Below are 17900 nucleotides of genomic sequence, written 5' to 3'. Positions count from 1 at the left end.
ATGAAAAATTCAACGATGAATACAGTGATTGGAAGTACGTTAGCTGCAGCAGCCGGCTTTTTTGTTTTCCGGGCGGTTCAAGCGAAAAAACAAGTACAAGTTGAAGAAGACGTGGATATGCGCAATAGCCAAGAAGTCGATAAACGGGAAAGTCCGGATGCGGATGTAGATCCTGCGGAACAAGGCTTGACGCAATTAGACTCGGCTTATCGCGATGAATGGCAGGCAAACGGTTTTCCTCAAACGCACCGGGAAATGCGCGAACTAGAAGAAGACAAATAAGCAAAGTCAAAAGAGCGGAAGCGGGGATACCCTTGCTTCCGCTTTTTTTGCTGAAATCTATAAACAAGCTATATGAAAAGGGGCAGACGGAATGTGGATCAGAAAACCTTTCTTTGAGTATGCAACAGCAATTCTCTTCGCTGTTGTTATCCTATTTTTTCTTGGGCGGATCGATTATGTATGGATACCGTTCAAAATTATCATCGCAACAATCTTTGCGCCGATTTTGATTGCCGGCCTTTTATATTATATGATTCGGCCTTTTCTGCGATTATTGATGCGCTATATGCCGAAAAATGCAGGAATCGTCATATTATTCATGCTGATGGTGCTTGTTATTACAACATTGGTTTATTATTTTGGCCCGCTAATCAAGAGCCAAGTTGAAGGCTTGGCGGAACTTGCGCCAGAACGAGTGGAGGAAGTGACGGAAGAATCGGGGGAAGCCCTTTCACAAATTCAATTTGGCGGGGTTTCAGGAACAGAGTTGAAAAATCAGGCGCTTGGCCACATAAAAAACTTATCGGACGGATTGATGGAAAATGTCTTGGGCATCTTCACAATGGTCATGAATGTGGCCCTTGTCTTAATCATTGTCCCGTTCATCTTGTTCTTCCTGTTAAGGGATGATGAGAAGCTGGTTCCTCATTTGATGAAATATCTTTCGGAAGACCGGAGGCCAGAAGGCAGGAAAGTTTTAAAAGACGCTGACCAAGCTCTTTCTACTTATATTGTCAGCCAAGTGATTGTAGCGGTTGTCGTTGGTGTCCTGATGTATATAGGTTATGTGATTATTGGACTTGAGTATGCATTAACACTGGCGGTATTTGCGATGTTCCTTAATATTGTCCCGTTTCTTGGGCCGATGATCGGCGTTGTGCCGGCTCTTTTTGTCGCATTGATCAGCCCGGAACCTTTCATGGCTCTCAAAGTGCTTGCAGTACTTTTTGTTGTGCAGCAGCTCGAAGGGAACTTGGTGACGCCTAACGTTATGGGCAGCCGCTTGAATATCCATCCGCTGACAATCATTCTGCTGCTGCTGGTATCGGCAGCACTCTACGGGTTTATCGGCCTCCTGATCGCCATTCCGTCCTATGCGGTGCTGAAAACACTGGTGCACAATTTCCGGCTCTTTATGAGGCTCCGGAGAAAAAGGGAAATTGCGAATGGAGTCAACTCCGATAGCTAATTCGAATATCTTTTCTTTCAAAGTATAGAAGAAACAAGAAGTAAGAAGATAATGGATATCTTACATTTTTGGGATTGTGGTATAACTTTTTAGGTCAAAAGAATAACAAAATACAAAAAATATGTTATATTAAATAGAAGGCAATAGAACTACAAGGGGTGAGAAAGGTGAAAAAGTTCAGTTTCTTTTTGCTGCTTTTGACCTTGATTCTAATTGTAGTTGCGTGCGGACCAGAAAGTGGACAAACTCAACAAGAAGGGGGGGACAAAGCAGACGAGGAGAATGGAGAAAGCGGAGGCGGCAATGGCGGAGGAGCGTACTTAGTTGGCATTGACACAACTTACCCGCCATTTGAATTTCAAGTAGGAGGCGAATATACGGGGATCGACATTGACATCATCAATGCGATTGCCCAAAGCCAAGACCTTGATATTGAGCTGCGGCCAATGGATTTTGTAGGGATTATTCCGTCTTTAGAATCTGGTGAATTGGACTTGGCCATTGCCGGAATGAGCATTACGGATGAAAGGAAAGAAATTCTGGATTTCTCTGAACCGTATTTTGATGCAGGTTTGACACTTGTAGTTAATGCAGAAAATACAGAAGTGGCTTCTTTGGAGGATTTGGAAGGGAGAGTGGTCGCTGTAAAAAACGGAACTACAGGATCGAAATTTGCCCGTGAAAACCAAGAAGAATATGGTTATAGAATTGCTGATTTCGAGGATAGCCCTTCAATGTTTCTGGATGTTGCAAACGGCCACGCAGATGTTTTATTGGAAGATTATCCGGTAATTGCTTATGCAATCACCAAAAGGGACCTTAAATTAAAAACAGTAGGCGAGCGTTTGACCAACGATCAGTACGGGATTGCAGTATTAAAGGGGCAAAACGGGGATCTGCTCGAAAAAGTCAACGCTGGACTCCAAGAGTTGCGGGATAGTGGAGAGTACGATGAGATTTTGAAAAAATACATCGACGAGTCCGGTTTATAACAATTAGTTTGGATCTTGCAGGGGATTGGTTCAGATGCTTTCAACCATAACAGTGCTTCTGCTTCATCATCTTTAGAAATCGCTATAAAAAACCGGCTTGGAACTGTCCAAGCCGGTTTTTCTGCTTCTTATTCTTCGTCAAAAACATGGACTTTAGTCATTTTGTCGCCATTTTTCATGGCTTTAGCTGTTTCAAGCCCAGAAGTTACTTGTCCGAAAACTGTATGCACACCGTTAAGATGCGGTTGTGGTTCATGAACGATAAAGAATTGGCTTGAGCCAGTGTCTTTACCGGCGTGAGCCATTGACAGGCTTCCTGCCTGGTGTTTATGAGGGTTTCCTTCAGTTTCGCATTTAATGTTTTTGCCGCTGCCGCCAGCACCAGTGCCTGTCGGGTCGCCGCCTTGCGAGACGAAGCCAGGGATAACGCGGTGGAATGTCACACCGTCATAGAAGCCGGAGTTTGCAAGTTCCTCAAAGTTTTTAACAGTGTTTGGTGCTTCGTTCGGGAAAAGTTCGAATTCGATCTTTTCGCCATTTTCCATATGGATGTGGCCTTTTTTCGCCATGTACAACATCTCCTTTTCATTTAGTTCATTTTCCAGTATATCGGCTTTTCGCTTTGGTGTATAATCTTAAGGCTATTACAAGGCTTTAAGCAGGCCTCCGTCAATAACAAGCGATTGCCCGGTCAAATAGGAATTCGCGGAAGAAGCAAGGAAGACCACCACTTTGGCGAATTCTTCAGGGTCACCGAATCGGCCGATCGGTATTTCAGATTCGCTTTTTTGGATGATTTTTTCAATCGGCACTTGCTGCCTCTCTGCCGCAAGCTGGTTCAGTTCCGCTACACGATCGGTAGCGATGCGTCCAGGGCCGATCGTATTGACCATGATGTTATCGCCGGCGACCTCGCGAGCCAGTGTTTTTGAGAAACCGACCATGCCGGCACGGAACGTATTGGACAAGATCAATCCATCAATCACTTCTTTTGTGGAAGAAGAAGATATATTGATGATGCGTCCGAATTGCTGCTTCTTCATATAGGGCAGCACAGTACGAGCGGTCCGGATGTAGCTTAAGAGATTTCGCTCGAATGCGTTATACCAGTCGTCGTCGTTTACTGCACTCGACCCGCCGGCTTTCGGTCCGCCGGTGTTGTTGACCAGTACATCGACTCTGCCAAACTTTTGAATGACAAATTGGAACAGCGAAGTAATGTCGCGCTCTTTAGACATGTCGCAAACGCGCATATGGACATTGCTGTTGCCGGTTCGCTCTTGGATTTCTTTCTGTGCCTGTTCCAGTGCTTCCTGGCTGCGGCTTGAAATGATGACAGCCGCCCCTTCTTTCGCAAACTCCATGGCTGCCGCTTTCCCTAAGCCCTTGCTTGAAGCCATGACCACTACTATTTTCCCTTCCAACCCTAAGTCCATTCCCATTCATCCTTTCCTTGCTTCTGTTAGATTCAGTTTACCGGAAGCCAACGCAACTTGCAGGCATTAAAGGCGTCTCTGCAAATTTTAATTTTGCGGTTTCCGCCATAAGTCCAATAGCGAGATATAGGGGGAATTGTGATAAGATATAGGTATTGATTAAAAATAGGAGTGTTATAAATGAAAGAACGCGAAATTTTCGATATTACAATTATCGGGGGCGGACCAACCGGCTTGTTCGCTTCGTTTTACGGCGGTATGCGCAAAATGAAAGTGAAAATATTGGACAGCTTGCCACAGCTTGGCGGCCAACTTTCGGAATTGTATCCTGACAAGTTCATATACGATATTGGCGGATTCACAAAAATTTTGGCGAAAGACCTTGTTGATAATTTAGTGGTTCAGGCAAACTACGGCGATCCCGCCATTTGTCTGGAAGAGACAGTAGCTAATGTTGAACGCGACGGTGAGGTTTTCGTCATTGAAACGGACAAAGGCTTGCATTATACAAAATCGATTCTCCTTACAGCTGGCGTCGGCGCATTTCAGCCGCGCAAATTGGGTATTGATGGATCTGAGCAATTTGAAGGCAAGACCCTCCATTACGGCGTGAAAGATTTAACGTTGTTCCACGACAAGAAAGTGGTAGTGCTAGGTGGAGGCGACTCTGCTGTAGACTGGGCGATGATGCTTGAAAATGTGGCGGAGCATGTCACACTTAGCCATCGCCGGGACAAAATGACAGCACACGAAGCGAATATCGACGTGCTCATGCAGTCAAAAGTGGAAATCAAAAAACCTTATGGGGTAAAAGAGCTGGTTGGCGAGAATGGCCAAGTCCGCGAATTGGTCCTCATTGATAAAGAAGGCAACGAAGAGCGCTTGGAAGTCGATCATGTTATCGTCAATTACGGAAACATCACTTCACTTGGACCGATCAAAGAGTGGGGCCTTGAAATGGAAAAAAATTCAGTAGTGGTCAATTCCAAGATGGAAACGAGCATCGAAGGGATTTACGCTGCCGGCGACATTGCAACATATGAAGGAAAAGTTAAGTTGATCGCTGTCGGCTTTGGCGAAGCGCCAACTGCTATCAATAACGCGAAGGCTTACCTTGACCCGAAATCCAAGATTCAGCCGCTTCACAGCACCAGTGTCTTCAAATAAAGCCAAGTGAAAAGCTCCCGCATATCCAAGCGGGAGCTTTTTATTATGAAATCACTCTATTGAAGTAAAATTTCCATTAAATTCTCCCTCTTTCTTCAATGAAAATAAAAAAAGGATTTATCTAAACTATTAAGAAATTATTTCCAACTATATTACATTACGTAATATATGCTACTTTTACGTAATGTAATTGATAACTTTAACTCGACGTCCTGTCATCTTCTTGCAATGTTCGGGTGTTATGATGCTTTCAGACAGTGAGAAGGAGGAATTTCATTTTATGAAAAAACAAATTATCACGTTCACGGCAGTAGCGGCATTAAGTGTAGGACTAGCGAGTCAAGCTAGCGCTAATTCATCTTATACAGTTGAATCTGGGGACACGCTTTGGAGCATCTCCCAGAAGCAGAACGTTTCAGTAGATCAGTTAAAAGGGTGGAATGAGTTGTCATCGGACATCATCTATCCGAACCAGGAACTTCAGGTAGAAGTGAAAGAACAGAAAGAACAACAATCAGCGGAAAAGTCCTTGTACATAGTACAAAGTGGAGATACGCTATTTAAGATTGCTCAAGCCCATGGCATATCATTGGACGCATTGATGAGCTGGAACGGTATTACGGGCCACTGGATTTATCCTGGAGACAAATTGGTAGTTAAAGGCGGAACGCCGATTTCTGTGCCAAAACCAGTTGAATCAGCAAAAGCGGCACCGGAAAAAGTAGAAAAAGCATCAGCTCCTGCTAAAACAGAAGCAGTGGCAAAAGCTTCGGCAGAGCCTGCTTCAGGCAAAGAAATGACCGTATCAGCTACAGCTTATACAGCATTCTGTGCGGGATGTTCAGGAGTTACAGCAACAGGACAGGACCTTCGTTCGAATCCGAACCAAAAAGTGATCGCGGTCGACCCTACTGTTATTCCGTTAGGCTCTAGAGTTTGGGTTGAAGGATACGGAGAAGCGATTGCAGGCGATACAGGCGGAGCAATCAAAGGAAACAAAATTGATGTATTTATTCCATCACAAGATGCAGCTTTGAACTGGGGCCGCAAAAGCGTTACCATCAAAATCTTAAATTAAATCAATCATGCTACAAAGCCGAGGTGTCCATTCCCTTGGCCTTTTTTATTGGGGAAAAACGGACAACCTTTACTAAGGCTGTCCATTTTTTGGCATTTCAAATTTTTCATTAGATATATGGCACAATAGAGTCATCCTCGAGCTGAAAACGAATTACGTTCTCGGCGCCTTTTTTGTATTTGGATGTGGAAATGGGGCCAAACCCTTTTTTAGTGACGGTTGCCGAGTTTCCTTTAACGGTTATTTCATTGTCTTGAAAAGGAATGGCGGCACTTTGAATTCTTTGCTCTAAGCCAATTTCATCCTTCAATTGTTTTTGGAACTTATTCAAGTACGCTTGATTGAAACACTCCACCAGGAAAAACATCAAAAGCGAAAAAAGAACGCCGAACACTAGCGCGAATAAACTATCCTGAAAAAAGTACAAGGCGATGCTCGGAAGTAGAATGAATAATACCAAAAACATGATGTTCGCGATCCGGTAAAAATACACATTGCGCTGAGCTTTTTCTATTTCAGCCGAATAATGTTTTTTTGCTGCCTGTACATCCATAATGCCATAGCGTTCCAAATCTTCTTCGATCTGGGGGTCAAACAAGCGGGTTAATGTATAATCCGCTGTATCCGAATCAAAACGGTACCTTAAATCCAAGAGAGAATCTTTCCATCTCAAATAGGAAGGAATTTCCTTGATTGATAATCTTGTTTCCATTGCCACCAACCCTTTCTTTTGGCATTAAAATTCCCTAATTTATTAGGATTAAACCATTTGTGAAAGGGTATACAGGGGTATATTCGCAATGTTTTAATAAAATAGTAATTAGGGGGTCAGAAAAGATGACGAAAAAAGAAAAAAATTTCTCCCGGCGCGATTTTTTGAAAACGTCAGGAGTTGCAACTGGAGCCTTGATTGGAGGCGGTCTGATTGGTGGTTTGATTGGATCAAATGTTGGCGGAAACGGTTCTGCAAGCACAACTGCGCCTCCTGCTGCAACTGATGGGGAACAGGGAGGAGCCGGTGGTGTCCTCGGGCTTCAATTTTTCAAAAACGACGCGGAATTTCAAATTCTGGCACAGGCTACGGAACGGATTTTTCCTGAGGATGATTTAGGGCCGGGTGCAATTGGACTGAATGTCCCTTATTTTATTGACCGCCAATTAGCAGGAGCTTATGGTGAGAATTCGAAAGAATATATGCAGCCTCCTTTTTATGAAGGTGAAAGCACCCAGGGCTACCAGAGCCGCCTGAAACGAAACGAGATGTTCCGCCAAGGCCTCCAACTGATGCAAGCAGAAGCACAAAGCCGGTTCAACGCCAATTTTGTGGATCTTGAGGGAGCGCAAAAAGATGAAATTCTGACCGCTTTCCAGGAAGATGAAATTGACATGAAAGGGGTGTCCTCTCTTTTCTTTTTCAGGCTGCTGCGTCAGGCAACTTTAGAAGGGGCATATGCGGACCCGATCTATAGCGGAAATGCCAATATGGAAGGCTGGAAAATGAAAGGTTTCCCTGGCCATCAACCAGCTTATATCAATGAGATTGAGAGTGAAGAATTCCAGGAAATCGAACCGCACTCGCTTGGCATGTGACATAACATATATGGGGGGATATTAATGGCGACAACTTTAGATAAAGTTGATGTAGTAACGGTTGGAGTTGGTTGGACAGGAGGCATCATTGCTGCTGAATGTGCGAAAGAAAACCTTAAAGTAGTGGGTTTGGAGCGTGGGCGCGAGCGGAGTACATCGGATTTTTCAATTGTACATGACGAATACCGCTATGCCATCCGCTATGAATTGATGCAGGATTTATCACGGGAAACCATCACGTTCCGCAATAGTCGAAAACAACGCGCATTGCCTATGCGGCAAATGGGCTCTTTTTTGATAGGTGAAGGACTGGGCGGATCCGGTACCCATTGGAATGGCCAAAACTGGCGGTTTTTGCCGTATGATTTCGAAATAAAGTCCATGACCGAAGAGAAGTATGGAAAAAACAAACTTTCCGCTGATTATACTCTTCAAGACTGGGGAATCACGTACGACGAATTAGAACCATATTTTATGAAATTCGAAAAAACAGCAGGAATTTCTGGAGAAGATAAAAACCCGTTTTGGGGGAAACGTTCAGAGGACTATCCTACTCCTCCGATGAAGAAAACCCCTATTCTGCAAAAATTTGAAACCGCTGCAACAAATCTAGGGCTTTCGCCTTTCATGATGCCGTCGGCAAACTTATCGGAAGTGTATGAAAATCCAGATGGCAAGACCATAAATGCCTGCCAATATTGCGGATTTTGCGAGCGTTTCGGCTGTGAATATGGAGCAAAATCATCACCGGAAGTGACAGTGGTTCCAACAGCCATGGACACAGGGAACTTTGAGGTCAAATTCAATGCAAACGTAGTGGAAATATTGAAAGAAGGAGATAAAGTCACAGGGGTCCGGTATGTCGATACAGTAACCTTTGAAGAATTCATTCAACCGGCAGAAGTGGTTGTTCTGACAAGTTATATGATGAATAATGCGAAACTGCTGATGGTGTCGAATATCGGTGAACAATATGATCCGGAAACAGGACGCGGCACTTTAGGCAAAAACTATGCTTACCAGATTCTTCCTTCAGCTTCTGGCTTTTTTGATGAACAGATGAATACATTTATGGGTGCTGGAGCGCTTGGCATGACCGTCGACGATTTTAATGGCGACAATTTTGACCATAGCGATTTGGACTTTATCCATGGGGCTAGCTTGTCCATCACTCAAACTGGGCAACGGCCAATCCTTCATAATCCAATTCCGCCAGATACGCCTTCTTGGGGGGCCGATTTCAAGAAAGCTTCTATCCATAACTACACAAGAGCTTTGAATGTCGGCGGACAAGGGGCTTCGATGCCTCATAAAGAAAACTTCATGGCGCTTGATGGGACGTATAAAGACATTTACGGCGTACCGTTGCTGCAGCTGACGTATAATTTCACCGACCAAGACAAAGCGTTGCATGCGCACTTAACAGAAAGAGCTGCTGAAATTATGCAGGAGATGGGCGCGAAAACTGTTGTTGGAGGAAACCCGATTTCCGATTACGACATTGTCCCATATCAGACTACACACAATACAGGCGGAACGATTATGGGCAGCAGCCGTGAAGATAGTGTAGTCAACAACTACTTGCAGCATTGGGATGCTGAAAACTTGTTTGTGGTTGGAGCAGGGAATTTCGCCCACAATGGCGGATACAACCCGACAGGCACAGTAGGTGCACTGGCTTACCGCTGTGCTGAAGGGATCATCAAATATAGCAGAGACGGTGGATCGCTCGTCTAAAAAAGGAGGCTACACATATGTTTTCATCAATTGGTGTTCCAGGATTGATCATTATCTTGGTTATTGTTCTTATCTTATTTGGACCGAAGAAACTGCCTGAAATTGGAGGCGCTGTCGGAAAGACGCTATCGGAATTCAAGCGTTCGACAAAAGGAATTATGGATGACGAAGATACACATACGCCAACTCAAGCACCGGCACAGACGACAATACAACCGCCGCCAACCCCTTTACAAGCAACAGCAGCAGAAGAGAAAAAATCTGAAACACTATGAAGGTGGTTAAATGGATCCGTATGGAGAACAAAAATTAGTAAGTCCATTGCGTAAAAAGGCGGTGCCGCCAGTAAATCCTGTTGAAAAAATGCAGGCTGGACCTCTTAAGCAAAGTGAACCGCCCGCGCCGCCAAGCGATCCAGGAAAAGAACCGGACACTCATGTGGAAACATTGGTGGATCATTTAGGGGAATTGCGGAAACAATTGATAAAAAGCGCAATTGTTTTTCTCATCTTTTTAGTGGTGGTCTTCTCAACGATAAATTACTGGTTCCCCTTTGTGGTGAAAGGGCATGACTTAGTGATTCTTGGGCCGTTGGAAGTCATCAAATTCTATACTTCCATCTCGATGACATTAGCGTTGGGTCTTTCCCTGCCTTTTCTTTGCTATTTTTTGTGGCAATTTGTAAAGCCTGGTTTGAAAGAAGAAGAAACGAAGTTCATTGGCTTGTATTCGCCGGTCATGCTTCTTCTTTTTATCTTGGGCGTGGCTTTCGGTTATTTCATAGTCAATCCATTAAGCTATCAATTTCTAGTCGGAATGGGAGCGGCCAACTTTGCCGTGATGATCTCAGCGAGTGAATATATTCACTTTTTGATCATGACAACTGTTCCGTTAGGCTTGTTGTTCGAATTGCCGATTGTCGCCTTGTTTTTGTCTTCAATCGGATTGCTTACATCAGCTTCAATGAAAAAGGTGCGTAAATATTCTTATATAGTCATAGCTGTCGTGTCAGCGCTTATCACCCCACCGGACTTTATCAGCCAACTGATTGTCTTGGTTCCGATGGTCATTCTATATGAAGCAAGCATTTACTTGATCAAAAAAATTGAAGTGAAAAAGGCTGATGTGGAATCTTCTGCTGTTTAAAAGAAAAAGAGAAACTGTGCAACTGCACAGTTTCTCTTTTTAGTTGCTAGAAAATTCTGATTGCATGCTGGAATTCGTAAAGGAACTCCTATACACTGAATAAGAACATGCAAGACCATGGCGAAACCATGCACACCATAATGAGGAGGCTACAATATGACCGTAAAACTAAAAGAAATCGATGATTTAACAACGGTGGATGTCTCAAAGTTAGTGGAAGAAAGTGAAGCCGAAGGATATCGCTTTCTTAAGCGGTTGGTCAGCCAGTATCAGGATGGCACCAATACATTTAACCAGGCGGGCGAAGTGCTTTACGGTGTGTGGGATGAACGGGATGAACTTGTAGCCATCGGCGGTCTGAATCGCGACCCTTATTCAACCAAAGGCGGCATTGGCAGACTGCGCAGGTTTTATATTTCCCAGCATGTGCGCAGACAAGGGATTGGTACGATGTTATTAAAGAAGATTATCGATCATGGCCGTGATCATTTCAGCGAAATTGTAGTGCGGACAGATTCTGCTAATGCAGATGCTTTTTACCGGGCAAATGGATTTTCGGCAGACCTTGGGTTGCCGGATGCAACACACGGTTTAAGGTTGGACGATGCATACAGTAAAGCGGCAGAGTAAATAGATAGAGTGAACGGCGGCTTGCAGTGGCAAGCCGCTTTTTCTCGTGAATATTAAAGGGGGAGAAAGATGAGGAAAGTAACGGTCACCGAATTCAATCCCAAATGGAAACAGCAATTTGAACTTGCATCAAGCGAAATTCAAAAGGTGCTTGGAGAAGAGTGTCTGGCAGTTCATCACATTGGAAGCACCTCGGTTCAAGGAATGGCAGCAAAACCGGTGATTGATTTGATGCCAGTGGTCAGGGATATTGAAAAAATCGATCGGTTCGATAATGATTTGGTGAAATTAGGCTATATTTCCAAGGGGGAAAACGGGCTTCCCGGCAGGCGTTATTATCAACGGGGCGGAGATGAGCGCACCCATCATATTCACATCTATCAAGAAGGAAATATGGAAATTATACGGCACTTGGCTTTCCGCGATTATCTTCGGGAAAATCCCCGGATTGCAGAAGAATATGGTACGTTAAAAAAGAAGCTGGCAAAAGAATTTCCTTGCAACATCGAAAAGTATATTGAAGGAAAAGACATCATGGTGCGGCAAATTGAAAAACGAGCAATGGGAGAGATTTGATGGAAATGTCGAACTGGAAAGGCGCAGCCGGCGTCTGTATAAATGAATTGAATGAGGTGTTGTTGGTGCTGCAGGGCCCTCCTGAAGAAGAAAAAAAATGGGGGGTGCCCTCGGGCGGACAAGAATCAGGCGAAACATTAGAAGAAAGCTGTGAACGGGAGTTTTTTGAAGAGACCGGTTTAACGGTCCGGGCTATTGAAGAACTGACGGTGAAAAGCGGAACTTACGAAAATGATGCTGTATCGTTTGAACTCCATTATTTCAGAGTGGAACTGATCAGCGGGGAAATCACTCTTCTTGAAGGAGACGAATGGATTGCAGATGTTGCTTGGAAACCGATTGATGAACTCGAAGAATTGGATTTGGCATATCCGGATGATATTCCGCTAATCAAATCGTTGGTGAAAAACTGAAGGAATAATAATTGTACAGGGTTAAAAAAGATTACTTGAAAAGCAAAACGGGTATTTTAAAAGTAATCATATTCCTAGGAGGAGCAGCGATGAAGAAGGACAATCACGAAGGCGAAGAGTTGATCCCGAGAGTCGAGCCGCACAGGGATACACCGCCTGCGCCCGAGAAGGATTTTGAGTTGTTGCCGGACAAGGATTTGGAGTATAAAGAAAATTCGAATGAGAAATATAGAGACACTGATCAGAACAACCCAATCGATAAATAAAGCAAGCCTGCGGCGGCTTGCTTTTTCAATCGAGCGCATTATAGGGATAAGGAGGGATTTGCAATGCCGCAGCATTCATTTGAAAACGGGATTTGGCAAGAAGGGGACGTGGAGGACCAAAATTTCCGGAAATTCATGCCGGAAAATAAGCGGATGCATTCGTGGATTCAAGAATCAGAAAACATAGCAGTCAATGCTTTACATACGGAAACTTCAAACCCGGGACATGAAGCAATTTGGGGCTCCTTGGTGTTTAGGCAAAGCCAGCAGCAGCGAAGCGCACGTGACGTTTTTCATTTTTATCTGTCCCGGGAAGCATTGGTAACGAACGAGATCGCTTTTGAAAGGGATGAAGATTTGGACGAAGAAGCCATTCTTCGGCAGATGCAAAACGCTTCATCATCAATCGAGCTCATGATGATTTTGCTCGGGAAAATGTCTAACGCGATTCTCAAAAAAATCGACCTTTTTGAAGAACGGCTCCACAATTTATTGTGGGCTATCCAGGAAAAAAACAATAAGAAGATTTTTGAGGAAGTCCAAAATGTCCGTCATGAGATTTTTCTCTGGAAGCATCTTGTTATCGGCTTTTTGGAAATCAAAATGGCGATTCCGGAAGTGTTTGGAAAAGAAGTGCAAGAAGAGCCGGAATATTACCGGACATCCATGCGAATTGACCGCTGCGCCATGCTGGTTGAGTCTTATGAAGACGAAATCAATAACTTGGTCGATATGGAAAATGTCATCGCCAGCTATCGGGGAAATGAAATTGCTAAAACTTTGACTGTTTTGGCGACATTGTTTACTCCAATCATGGCTTATGGCGGTCTATGGGGCATGAACTTTGACAATATGCCAGAGCTTCACTGGTCATTTGGCTACCCGATGGCGCTCACGTTAATCATACTAACTACCTTGGTCTTATACCTTTACTTGAGACGGCGGGGCTGGATTGGGGATGTCTTGAAAACATCCCATCCCAAATCAAAGTACAATGGCTGAGCAAAGACAGAACAGGAAGATACGGTCCTGTTCTTTTTTTGATGCTGAAAAGAATATTCTGATTTCTGTTGACTGCTTTCTTAGCTTCGCTTATTATGGAAGAAATGAACGAAGGAGGTGGGTAAGATGAATCATACTGGTAAGCGCATGTCGGAATGTGAACAATATTTGTACATCCTTCATGCCGTTTTTTTCACCGGAGTAGCTGCACTGGACAAGTCTGTCCTTTTACAGACAACTGCATGGAGTGAAAATAACCAGTAAGAGACATCTGCCTGCGAACGGATTTTTTAAAAGGGCATGCGTCTGTGCATGGCCTTTTTTCTATGGCTGCGTCTCTTCGACGAAAGGGAGAGCACGATGATTATTAGCCAATTCCAACAGATCATGTGTCATTTTGCGACACAAAAATTATTCAATCATATAAAAGGCGAAGTGGCGGAGGGCCAGCGAATCGGCTTGGTAGGCCGCAATGGAGAAGGGAAAACAGCGCTGCTGAATGTGCTGGCAGGCGCTTTGCAGCCTACTGAAGGAACGGTCACCTGGAAAAAGGGAAGTGCGGTCGGATTATTGAAGCAGTCTCCGTATGAGGATGGGGAACTGCCGGTTTACCAATTGTTATCGGACGTTTTCTCAGAATTGGCAGCGGTCCAAATGCAATTGGCTGCAATGGAAAATGCCATGGCAACAGCTTCTCCGGAAGAAATGGAACGGCTCCTATCGCGCTACGGCAAGCTGCAAGATGACTTTATTCAGCGGGGCGGGTATGAGATTGATGTCCGGATGGACCAAGTGCTGAACGGGTTGAAGATCAAGCATTTGAAGTCCGAGAAGTGGGGCCATCTAAGCGGGGGCGAACGTACAAAAGTGGGGCTTGCAAAATTGTTGCTGCAGCAGCCGGATCTGTTGTTGCTCGACGAACCGACCAACCATTTGGATCTGGAAGCCATTGAGTGGCTAGCCGGATTCATTGCCCACTATAAAGGGACGATTGTGCTGGTTTCGCATGACCGCTATTTTCTTGATGAAACAGTGACTCATATTTGGGAACTTGACCAAGGGGATTTGATCCAATACAAAGGGAACTACTCTGCATATGTAAAAGAGCGGGAAGCCCGGCTCTTGATCGAATTCCAGCAGTATCAGGACCAGCAAAAGAAAATACAGAAAATGAAAGAAACGATCAAGCGGCTGAAGGAGTGGGCGAACCGGGCCAATCCGCCGAATGCGGGCATGCACAGAAGAGCCAAAAGCATGGAAAAAGCGTTGGCGCGAATTGATGTACTGGCGCGCCCCGTATTGTCGAAAAAACAGATGGCTCTCCATTTTCAGGCAAAAGACCGGAGCGGTAAAGACGTTGTACGCATGGAGGACGTTTGGAAGGAATTTGGCGACAGAATTTTATTTCATGATGTTTCCATGCATATTCGGTACGGGGAGCGCGTTGCAATCGTCGGCTCCAATGGAACGGGGAAAACGACCCTTCTGAATATGATTTTAGGGAATGAGCCGGTGGATGCCGGGGAGATTCGGCTTGGCAGCGGACTTTCAATCGGCTATTTGTCCCAGCATACTTTGGAAATGGATAACGACCGTACCATTATCCAAGAATTCCGGGATGTAGTGCCGGTTTCCGAATATGATGCCCGTCCACTCCTGGCGAAGTTTCTGTTTTTTGGGAACATGGTATTCCAGCCAGTCCGGCAATTGAGCGGCGGGGAACGGATGCGGCTCCGGCTGGCCCAGCTGATGCATATGGACCACAATTTACTTGTTTTGGATGAACCGACGAACCACTTGGATTTGGAGGCGAAAGAAGTGATGGAAGAGGCGCTCTCCGATTTTCCGGGAACCATTGTTTCGGTCTCGCATGACCGGTATTTCTTGGACAAACTCTTTCCGGTCACCTATTGGCTGCGCGACGAAACAATTGAACGTTTTGATGGAAACTACAGCTTTGCAAGAGAAAAGAAAAAGGCGCTGGCTGTGAAATGACAGTCCGGTTAGCCAGCTGAATTCCGGAAGACAAGAAGCATGCTTCTACCGTATGCTTCTTTCTTTTGGCAAGGCTGAACATATAATGGAGCGGCAGGAATAGTCTTATGCGATAATGGGTATAAGGTAAATACCAAAATGACTGATAAGGTGGAAGACTATGGCCGCAATAGGAGCAATACCGGATTCGATATCACTGTTACATGCCCTGGACTATATTGGAGAAACTATTATAATTGCCGATACTTCTTATACCGTAAGATGGATGAACACTGAAGCATGCAGGCTGCTTACAGATGTTGTCCCGTTATTTGGCCTGTCTGATTGCCGGGAGCTGATCGGCATGAATATGGACAGTTTTCACAAGCAGCCGGATCGGCAGAAGCAGCTTATGAAACAGCTGAACGAAACTCACCGGTCCAGAATTACCATCCGCAATGAATTTGTAACTGATATTGTCATAACGCCGATTAAAAATGCGGAAGATGCAATTGAAGGCTATATTGTGATGCTGATGGATGTCACAACACAGGCAGAAGAGCAAAAGCGAAGTGAGAAGCTGATCAAGGAGCTCTCTATTCCCATTCTGAACATTTGGGAGAAGACGATAGCGCTTCCGCTTATTGGGGAGTTTGATAAAGACCGTTCGGATCAGCTGCTGGCCACGATTCTGGCGGAATGCTCAGAAAAAGGCATAGAACACGTTCTCGTTGATTTGAGCGGGATTACGGAGTTTGAAAACCAAATTCGCTACCAGATTCAAATGTTGACGGATAGTTTGAAGCTTATTGGAACCGAATGCATCTTAGTCGGCATCAACCCTAAGCTGGCGATGTCCATTGTGAAACTGGAAAGCAAAACAAAAACATTCGGTACAGCCTATGAGGGGCTGAAATACATTATTCAGCACCAGACCAAATAAAACAGCTTATCCTATTGATGGATAAGCTGTTTTATTTGGTTTCAATCGGTTCCACCCAGGTTTGGGACCAGCTTTGGATTTCATCCATGACCGGTTTTAATGCAATGCCTTTCTCGGTCAAACAGTATTCAATCCGCACGGGTGTTTCCGGATAGACAGTACGGGTCACAAGACCGCTCGCTTCCAAATTTTTCAGCCGTTCGGACAACAGACGGCCGCTTATGCCAATAGCTTCGGTCAACTGGCTGAAGCGCTGAGGCCCTGATAATAATTGATATATGATTAAGCCTGTCCAGCGCTGGCTCAAAATTGAAATGGCACTTTCAAAACGCGGGCAAATAAGGGATGTATCCATATTCCTCACTCCTTTCTATATATAATAGCAAAAAATACTGTAAATTAAAAGAATAAGGTTACTTGACAACTTATTGTTATTAAAATAAAATTAGTTACATAAAGTAACTAGAAGGAAGGGAAAGAAGCATATGAATTTCCATCAAAAACCGGTCACTTATGTGGCCCAAGTAGGATTGAAAGTATTGGATCTAACGAAAATGATTCAGTTTTATACAGAGACGATCGGTTTTAGCGTGCTGTCCCGCACAGAAAAAAGGGCGGAACTAGGAGTAGCAGGACGGACGTTGTTAGTTCTTGAAACAGTTGAAGGGCTATTGCCGAAACAAGGGCGTTATGCAGGCCTTTATCATTTTGCGATTTTGCTTCCAAACCGCAAAGAGCTGGGGAAAATTTTGATTCATCTTCATTACAGGGGCATCGGGCTTGGTTCGTCGGACCACTTGGTGAGTGAAGCGCTGTATTTGTCGGACCCCGAAGGAAATGGGATTGAAATTTACCGGGACCGGGATGCTGCAAAATGGAATTGGAATAACGATGAAGTTGCAATGGCGGTCGATCCGCTTGATGCGGAAGGGATCGTCAAGGCTGCACAGGAATCCGGCGAAACGTGGCAAGGAATGCCGGCTGGCGCCGTTATGGGGCATATTCATCTGCATGTATCGGATCTTGCACAAGCGGAACATTTTTATGTGGCTGGCCTGGGCTTTCAAATTGTTGCTTCAATGGGGCGGCAAGCATTGTTCATAGCCGACCGGAAATACCACCATCATATCGGCCTGAACGTCTGGAACGGTGTCGGCATCCCGGCGCTTCCCGAGAAAGCTGCTGGATTGGATTACTATACTTTGATCTTTGATACCGAGGAGAAACGAAGTGCGACAGCTGCTCGGCTTCATGAAATCGGAGCGGAAGTTTCGTTCCATGAGGATTTTCTGGAAACAAAAGACCCAGCGGGAAACAAGATCCGTTTGGTTGTTTGATTAATGTATAGAAGCACGAAAACCGTAGCAGGACAGGCGTTTCGCCATGTGAAAAACGTGAAGTTCAGGGGGATGGTCCGAAAATTCATGCAGGGACGAAAAACTTCATGAAGAAAATTTTGGATTCGCAATCCAAGCGGTG

General features: G+C 44.7%; 22 protein-coding genes. 18 read left to right on the top strand and 4 right to left on the bottom strand.

Annotation, left to right across the window (positions count from 1 at the left end; translation table 11 throughout):
- From FQV30_RS14790 to FQV30_RS14780, 3 genes are all read left to right on the top strand, one after another.
- Entirely contained in the window at window positions 1–282 is a 282-nt protein-coding gene (locus FQV30_RS14790; protein ID WP_146500921.1) for a hypothetical protein, read from the top strand.
- Between the two features lie 91 nt (window positions 283–373).
- Window positions 374–1471 carry an AI-2E family transporter gene (locus tag FQV30_RS14785; RefSeq protein ID WP_146500920.1) on the top strand — a complete coding sequence of 366 codons (1098 nt, stop codon included), beginning with the start codon at window positions 374–376 and terminating at the stop codon, window positions 1469–1471.
- A gap of 167 nt (window positions 1472–1638) precedes the next feature.
- A complete protein-coding gene (locus FQV30_RS14780; RefSeq protein ID WP_146500919.1) occupies window positions 1639–2463 on the top strand; it encodes a transporter substrate-binding domain-containing protein in 825 nt (274 codons plus the stop codon).
- Window positions 2464–2591: 128 nt separating this feature from the next.
- Here FQV30_RS14780 and FQV30_RS14775 read toward each other — a convergent pair whose 3' ends face one another.
- Both FQV30_RS14775 and FQV30_RS14770 read right to left on the bottom strand, forming a co-directional pair.
- The gene (locus FQV30_RS14775) at window positions 2592–3032 is read right to left on the bottom strand and encodes a peptidylprolyl isomerase (protein WP_146500918.1); all 441 of its coding nucleotides are present in this window, start codon (window positions 3030–3032) and stop codon (window positions 2592–2594) included.
- A 75-nt stretch (window positions 3033–3107) separates the two neighbouring features.
- Window positions 3108–3899, bottom strand: a complete 792-nt coding sequence (locus FQV30_RS14770; protein ID WP_146500917.1) for an SDR family oxidoreductase — start codon at window positions 3897–3899, stop codon at window positions 3108–3110.
- Between the two features lie 180 nt (window positions 3900–4079).
- Here FQV30_RS14770 and FQV30_RS14765 point away from each other — a divergent pair, with 180 nt between their 5' ends.
- Together FQV30_RS14765 and FQV30_RS14760 are read left to right on the top strand one after the other, a co-directional pair.
- Window positions 4080–5066 (top strand): NAD(P)/FAD-dependent oxidoreductase, encoded by a 987-nt coding sequence (locus tag FQV30_RS14765; RefSeq protein WP_146500916.1) that lies wholly within the window; start codon window positions 4080–4082, stop codon window positions 5064–5066.
- A 280-nt stretch (window positions 5067–5346) separates the two neighbouring features.
- On the top strand, window positions 5347–6144 hold the full coding sequence (locus FQV30_RS14760) for a LysM peptidoglycan-binding and 3D domain-containing protein (RefSeq protein WP_146500915.1): 798 nt from the start codon (window positions 5347–5349) through the stop codon (window positions 6142–6144).
- A gap of 109 nt (window positions 6145–6253) precedes the next feature.
- Here the strand turns inward: FQV30_RS14760 and FQV30_RS14755 are convergent, their stop codons facing one another.
- Window positions 6254–6856, bottom strand: coding sequence for a hypothetical protein (locus FQV30_RS14755; protein ID WP_146500914.1), 603 nt, complete (start codon window positions 6854–6856; stop codon window positions 6254–6256).
- Between the two features lie 125 nt (window positions 6857–6981).
- Between FQV30_RS14755 and FQV30_RS14750 the strand changes: the two genes are divergently transcribed.
- From FQV30_RS14750 to FQV30_RS14705, 12 genes are all read left to right on the top strand, one after another.
- On the top strand, window positions 6982–7734 hold the full coding sequence (locus FQV30_RS14750; RefSeq protein WP_146500913.1) for a gluconate 2-dehydrogenase subunit 3 family protein: 753 nt from the start codon (window positions 6982–6984) through the stop codon (window positions 7732–7734).
- A gap of 24 nt (window positions 7735–7758) precedes the next feature.
- A complete protein-coding gene (locus FQV30_RS14745) occupies window positions 7759–9471 on the top strand; it encodes a GMC family oxidoreductase (protein WP_146500912.1) in 1713 nt (570 codons plus the stop codon).
- A gap of 17 nt (window positions 9472–9488) precedes the next feature.
- Window positions 9489–9746 (top strand): twin-arginine translocase TatA/TatE family subunit, encoded by a 258-nt coding sequence (locus FQV30_RS14740; protein WP_255473483.1) that lies wholly within the window; start codon window positions 9489–9491, stop codon window positions 9744–9746.
- Between the two features lie 10 nt (window positions 9747–9756).
- A complete protein-coding gene (gene tatC / locus FQV30_RS14735; protein ID WP_146500911.1) occupies window positions 9757–10617 on the top strand; it encodes a twin-arginine translocase subunit TatC in 861 nt (286 codons plus the stop codon).
- Between the two features lie 156 nt (window positions 10618–10773).
- On the top strand, window positions 10774–11247 hold the full coding sequence (locus FQV30_RS14730) for a GNAT family N-acetyltransferase (RefSeq protein ID WP_146500910.1): 474 nt from the start codon (window positions 10774–10776) through the stop codon (window positions 11245–11247).
- Window positions 11248–11316: 69 nt separating this feature from the next.
- The gene (locus FQV30_RS14725; protein ID WP_146500909.1) at window positions 11317–11823 is read left to right on the top strand and encodes a GrpB family protein; all 507 of its coding nucleotides are present in this window, start codon (window positions 11317–11319) and stop codon (window positions 11821–11823) included.
- Window positions 11823–12236, top strand: coding sequence for an NUDIX hydrolase (locus FQV30_RS14720; RefSeq protein WP_370512406.1), 414 nt, complete (start codon window positions 11823–11825; stop codon window positions 12234–12236). The genes FQV30_RS14725 and FQV30_RS14720 overlap by 1 nt, the downstream gene beginning before the upstream one ends.
- 89 nt (window positions 12237–12325) lie before the next feature.
- Entirely contained in the window at window positions 12326–12502 is a 177-nt protein-coding gene (locus tag FQV30_RS18015) for a hypothetical protein (protein ID WP_186725676.1), read from the top strand.
- Window positions 12503–12565: 63 nt separating this feature from the next.
- Window positions 12566–13504, top strand: coding sequence for a magnesium transporter CorA family protein (locus FQV30_RS14715; protein WP_146500907.1), 939 nt, complete (start codon window positions 12566–12568; stop codon window positions 13502–13504).
- Window positions 13505–13630: 126 nt separating this feature from the next.
- A complete protein-coding gene (locus FQV30_RS18010) occupies window positions 13631–13768 on the top strand; it encodes a hypothetical protein (RefSeq protein ID WP_186725675.1) in 138 nt (45 codons plus the stop codon).
- Window positions 13769–13864: 96 nt separating this feature from the next.
- A complete protein-coding gene (gene abc-f / locus FQV30_RS14710) occupies window positions 13865–15499 on the top strand; it encodes a ribosomal protection-like ABC-F family protein (protein ID WP_146500906.1) in 1635 nt (544 codons plus the stop codon).
- Window positions 15500–15659: 160 nt separating this feature from the next.
- Window positions 15660–16421 carry an STAS domain-containing protein gene (locus tag FQV30_RS14705; RefSeq protein ID WP_146500905.1) on the top strand — a complete coding sequence of 254 codons (762 nt, stop codon included), beginning with the start codon at window positions 15660–15662 and terminating at the stop codon, window positions 16419–16421.
- A 31-nt stretch (window positions 16422–16452) separates the two neighbouring features.
- Here the strand turns inward: FQV30_RS14705 and FQV30_RS14700 are convergent, their stop codons facing one another.
- A complete protein-coding gene (locus tag FQV30_RS14700; RefSeq protein ID WP_146500904.1) occupies window positions 16453–16776 on the bottom strand; it encodes a winged helix-turn-helix transcriptional regulator in 324 nt (107 codons plus the stop codon).
- A 130-nt stretch (window positions 16777–16906) separates the two neighbouring features.
- Between FQV30_RS14700 and FQV30_RS14695 the strand changes: the two genes are divergently transcribed.
- Window positions 16907–17758: a VOC family protein gene (locus FQV30_RS14695; protein ID WP_146500903.1), complete on the top strand. Its 852-nt coding sequence runs from the start codon at window positions 16907–16909 to the stop codon at window positions 17756–17758.
- Window positions 17759–17900 lie beyond the last annotated feature (142 nt).

Source organism: Planomicrobium sp. CPCC 101110 (genome assembly GCF_007859395.1).
In the GTDB taxonomy this organism is placed as follows: Bacteria; Bacillota; Bacilli; order Bacillales_A; family Planococcaceae; genus Planococcus.
Note: the sequence above shows the minus strand (reverse complement) of the source record. Positions and strands in the feature narration are given on the sequence as shown.

What these genes read in the sequence shown, in the direction of transcription:
- FQV30_RS14790 (WP_146500921.1), top strand. Translation starts at nt 1, where the DNA reads ATGAAAAATTCAACGATGAATACAGTGATTGGAAGTACGTTAGCTGCA.
- FQV30_RS14785 (WP_146500920.1), top strand. Translation starts at nt 374, where the DNA reads ATGTGGATCAGAAAACCTTTCTTTGAGTATGCAACAGCAATTCTCTTC.
- FQV30_RS14775 (WP_146500918.1), bottom strand. Translation starts at nt 3,032, where the DNA reads ATGGCGAAAAAAGGCCACATCCATATGGAAAATGGCGAAAAGATCGAA.
- FQV30_RS14770 (WP_146500917.1), bottom strand. Translation starts at nt 3,899, where the DNA reads ATGGACTTAGGGTTGGAAGGGAAAATAGTAGTGGTCATGGCTTCAAGC.
- FQV30_RS14765 (WP_146500916.1), top strand. Translation starts at nt 4,080, where the DNA reads ATGAAAGAACGCGAAATTTTCGATATTACAATTATCGGGGGCGGACCA.
- FQV30_RS14760 (WP_146500915.1), top strand. Translation starts at nt 5,347, where the DNA reads ATGAAAAAACAAATTATCACGTTCACGGCAGTAGCGGCATTAAGTGTA.
- FQV30_RS14755 (WP_146500914.1), bottom strand. Translation starts at nt 6,856, where the DNA reads ATGGAAACAAGATTATCAATCAAGGAAATTCCTTCCTATTTGAGATGG.
- FQV30_RS14750 (WP_146500913.1), top strand. Translation starts at nt 6,982, where the DNA reads ATGACGAAAAAAGAAAAAAATTTCTCCCGGCGCGATTTTTTGAAAACG.
- FQV30_RS14745 (WP_146500912.1), top strand. Translation starts at nt 7,759, where the DNA reads ATGGCGACAACTTTAGATAAAGTTGATGTAGTAACGGTTGGAGTTGGT.
- FQV30_RS14740 (WP_255473483.1), top strand. Translation starts at nt 9,489, where the DNA reads ATGTTTTCATCAATTGGTGTTCCAGGATTGATCATTATCTTGGTTATT.
- tatC (WP_146500911.1), top strand. Translation starts at nt 9,757, where the DNA reads ATGGATCCGTATGGAGAACAAAAATTAGTAAGTCCATTGCGTAAAAAG.
- FQV30_RS14730 (WP_146500910.1), top strand. Translation starts at nt 10,774, where the DNA reads ATGACCGTAAAACTAAAAGAAATCGATGATTTAACAACGGTGGATGTC.
- FQV30_RS14725 (WP_146500909.1), top strand. Translation starts at nt 11,317, where the DNA reads ATGAGGAAAGTAACGGTCACCGAATTCAATCCCAAATGGAAACAGCAA.
- FQV30_RS14720 (WP_370512406.1), top strand. Translation starts at nt 11,823, where the DNA reads ATGGAAATGTCGAACTGGAAAGGCGCAGCCGGCGTCTGTATAAATGAA.
- FQV30_RS18015 (WP_186725676.1), top strand. Translation starts at nt 12,326, where the DNA reads ATGAAGAAGGACAATCACGAAGGCGAAGAGTTGATCCCGAGAGTCGAG.
- FQV30_RS14715 (WP_146500907.1), top strand. Translation starts at nt 12,566, where the DNA reads ATGCCGCAGCATTCATTTGAAAACGGGATTTGGCAAGAAGGGGACGTG.
- FQV30_RS18010 (WP_186725675.1), top strand. Translation starts at nt 13,631, where the DNA reads ATGAATCATACTGGTAAGCGCATGTCGGAATGTGAACAATATTTGTAC.
- abc-f (WP_146500906.1), top strand. Translation starts at nt 13,865, where the DNA reads ATGATTATTAGCCAATTCCAACAGATCATGTGTCATTTTGCGACACAA.
- FQV30_RS14705 (WP_146500905.1), top strand. Translation starts at nt 15,660, where the DNA reads ATGGCCGCAATAGGAGCAATACCGGATTCGATATCACTGTTACATGCC.
- FQV30_RS14700 (WP_146500904.1), bottom strand. Translation starts at nt 16,776, where the DNA reads ATGGATACATCCCTTATTTGCCCGCGTTTTGAAAGTGCCATTTCAATT.
- FQV30_RS14695 (WP_146500903.1), top strand. Translation starts at nt 16,907, where the DNA reads ATGAATTTCCATCAAAAACCGGTCACTTATGTGGCCCAAGTAGGATTG.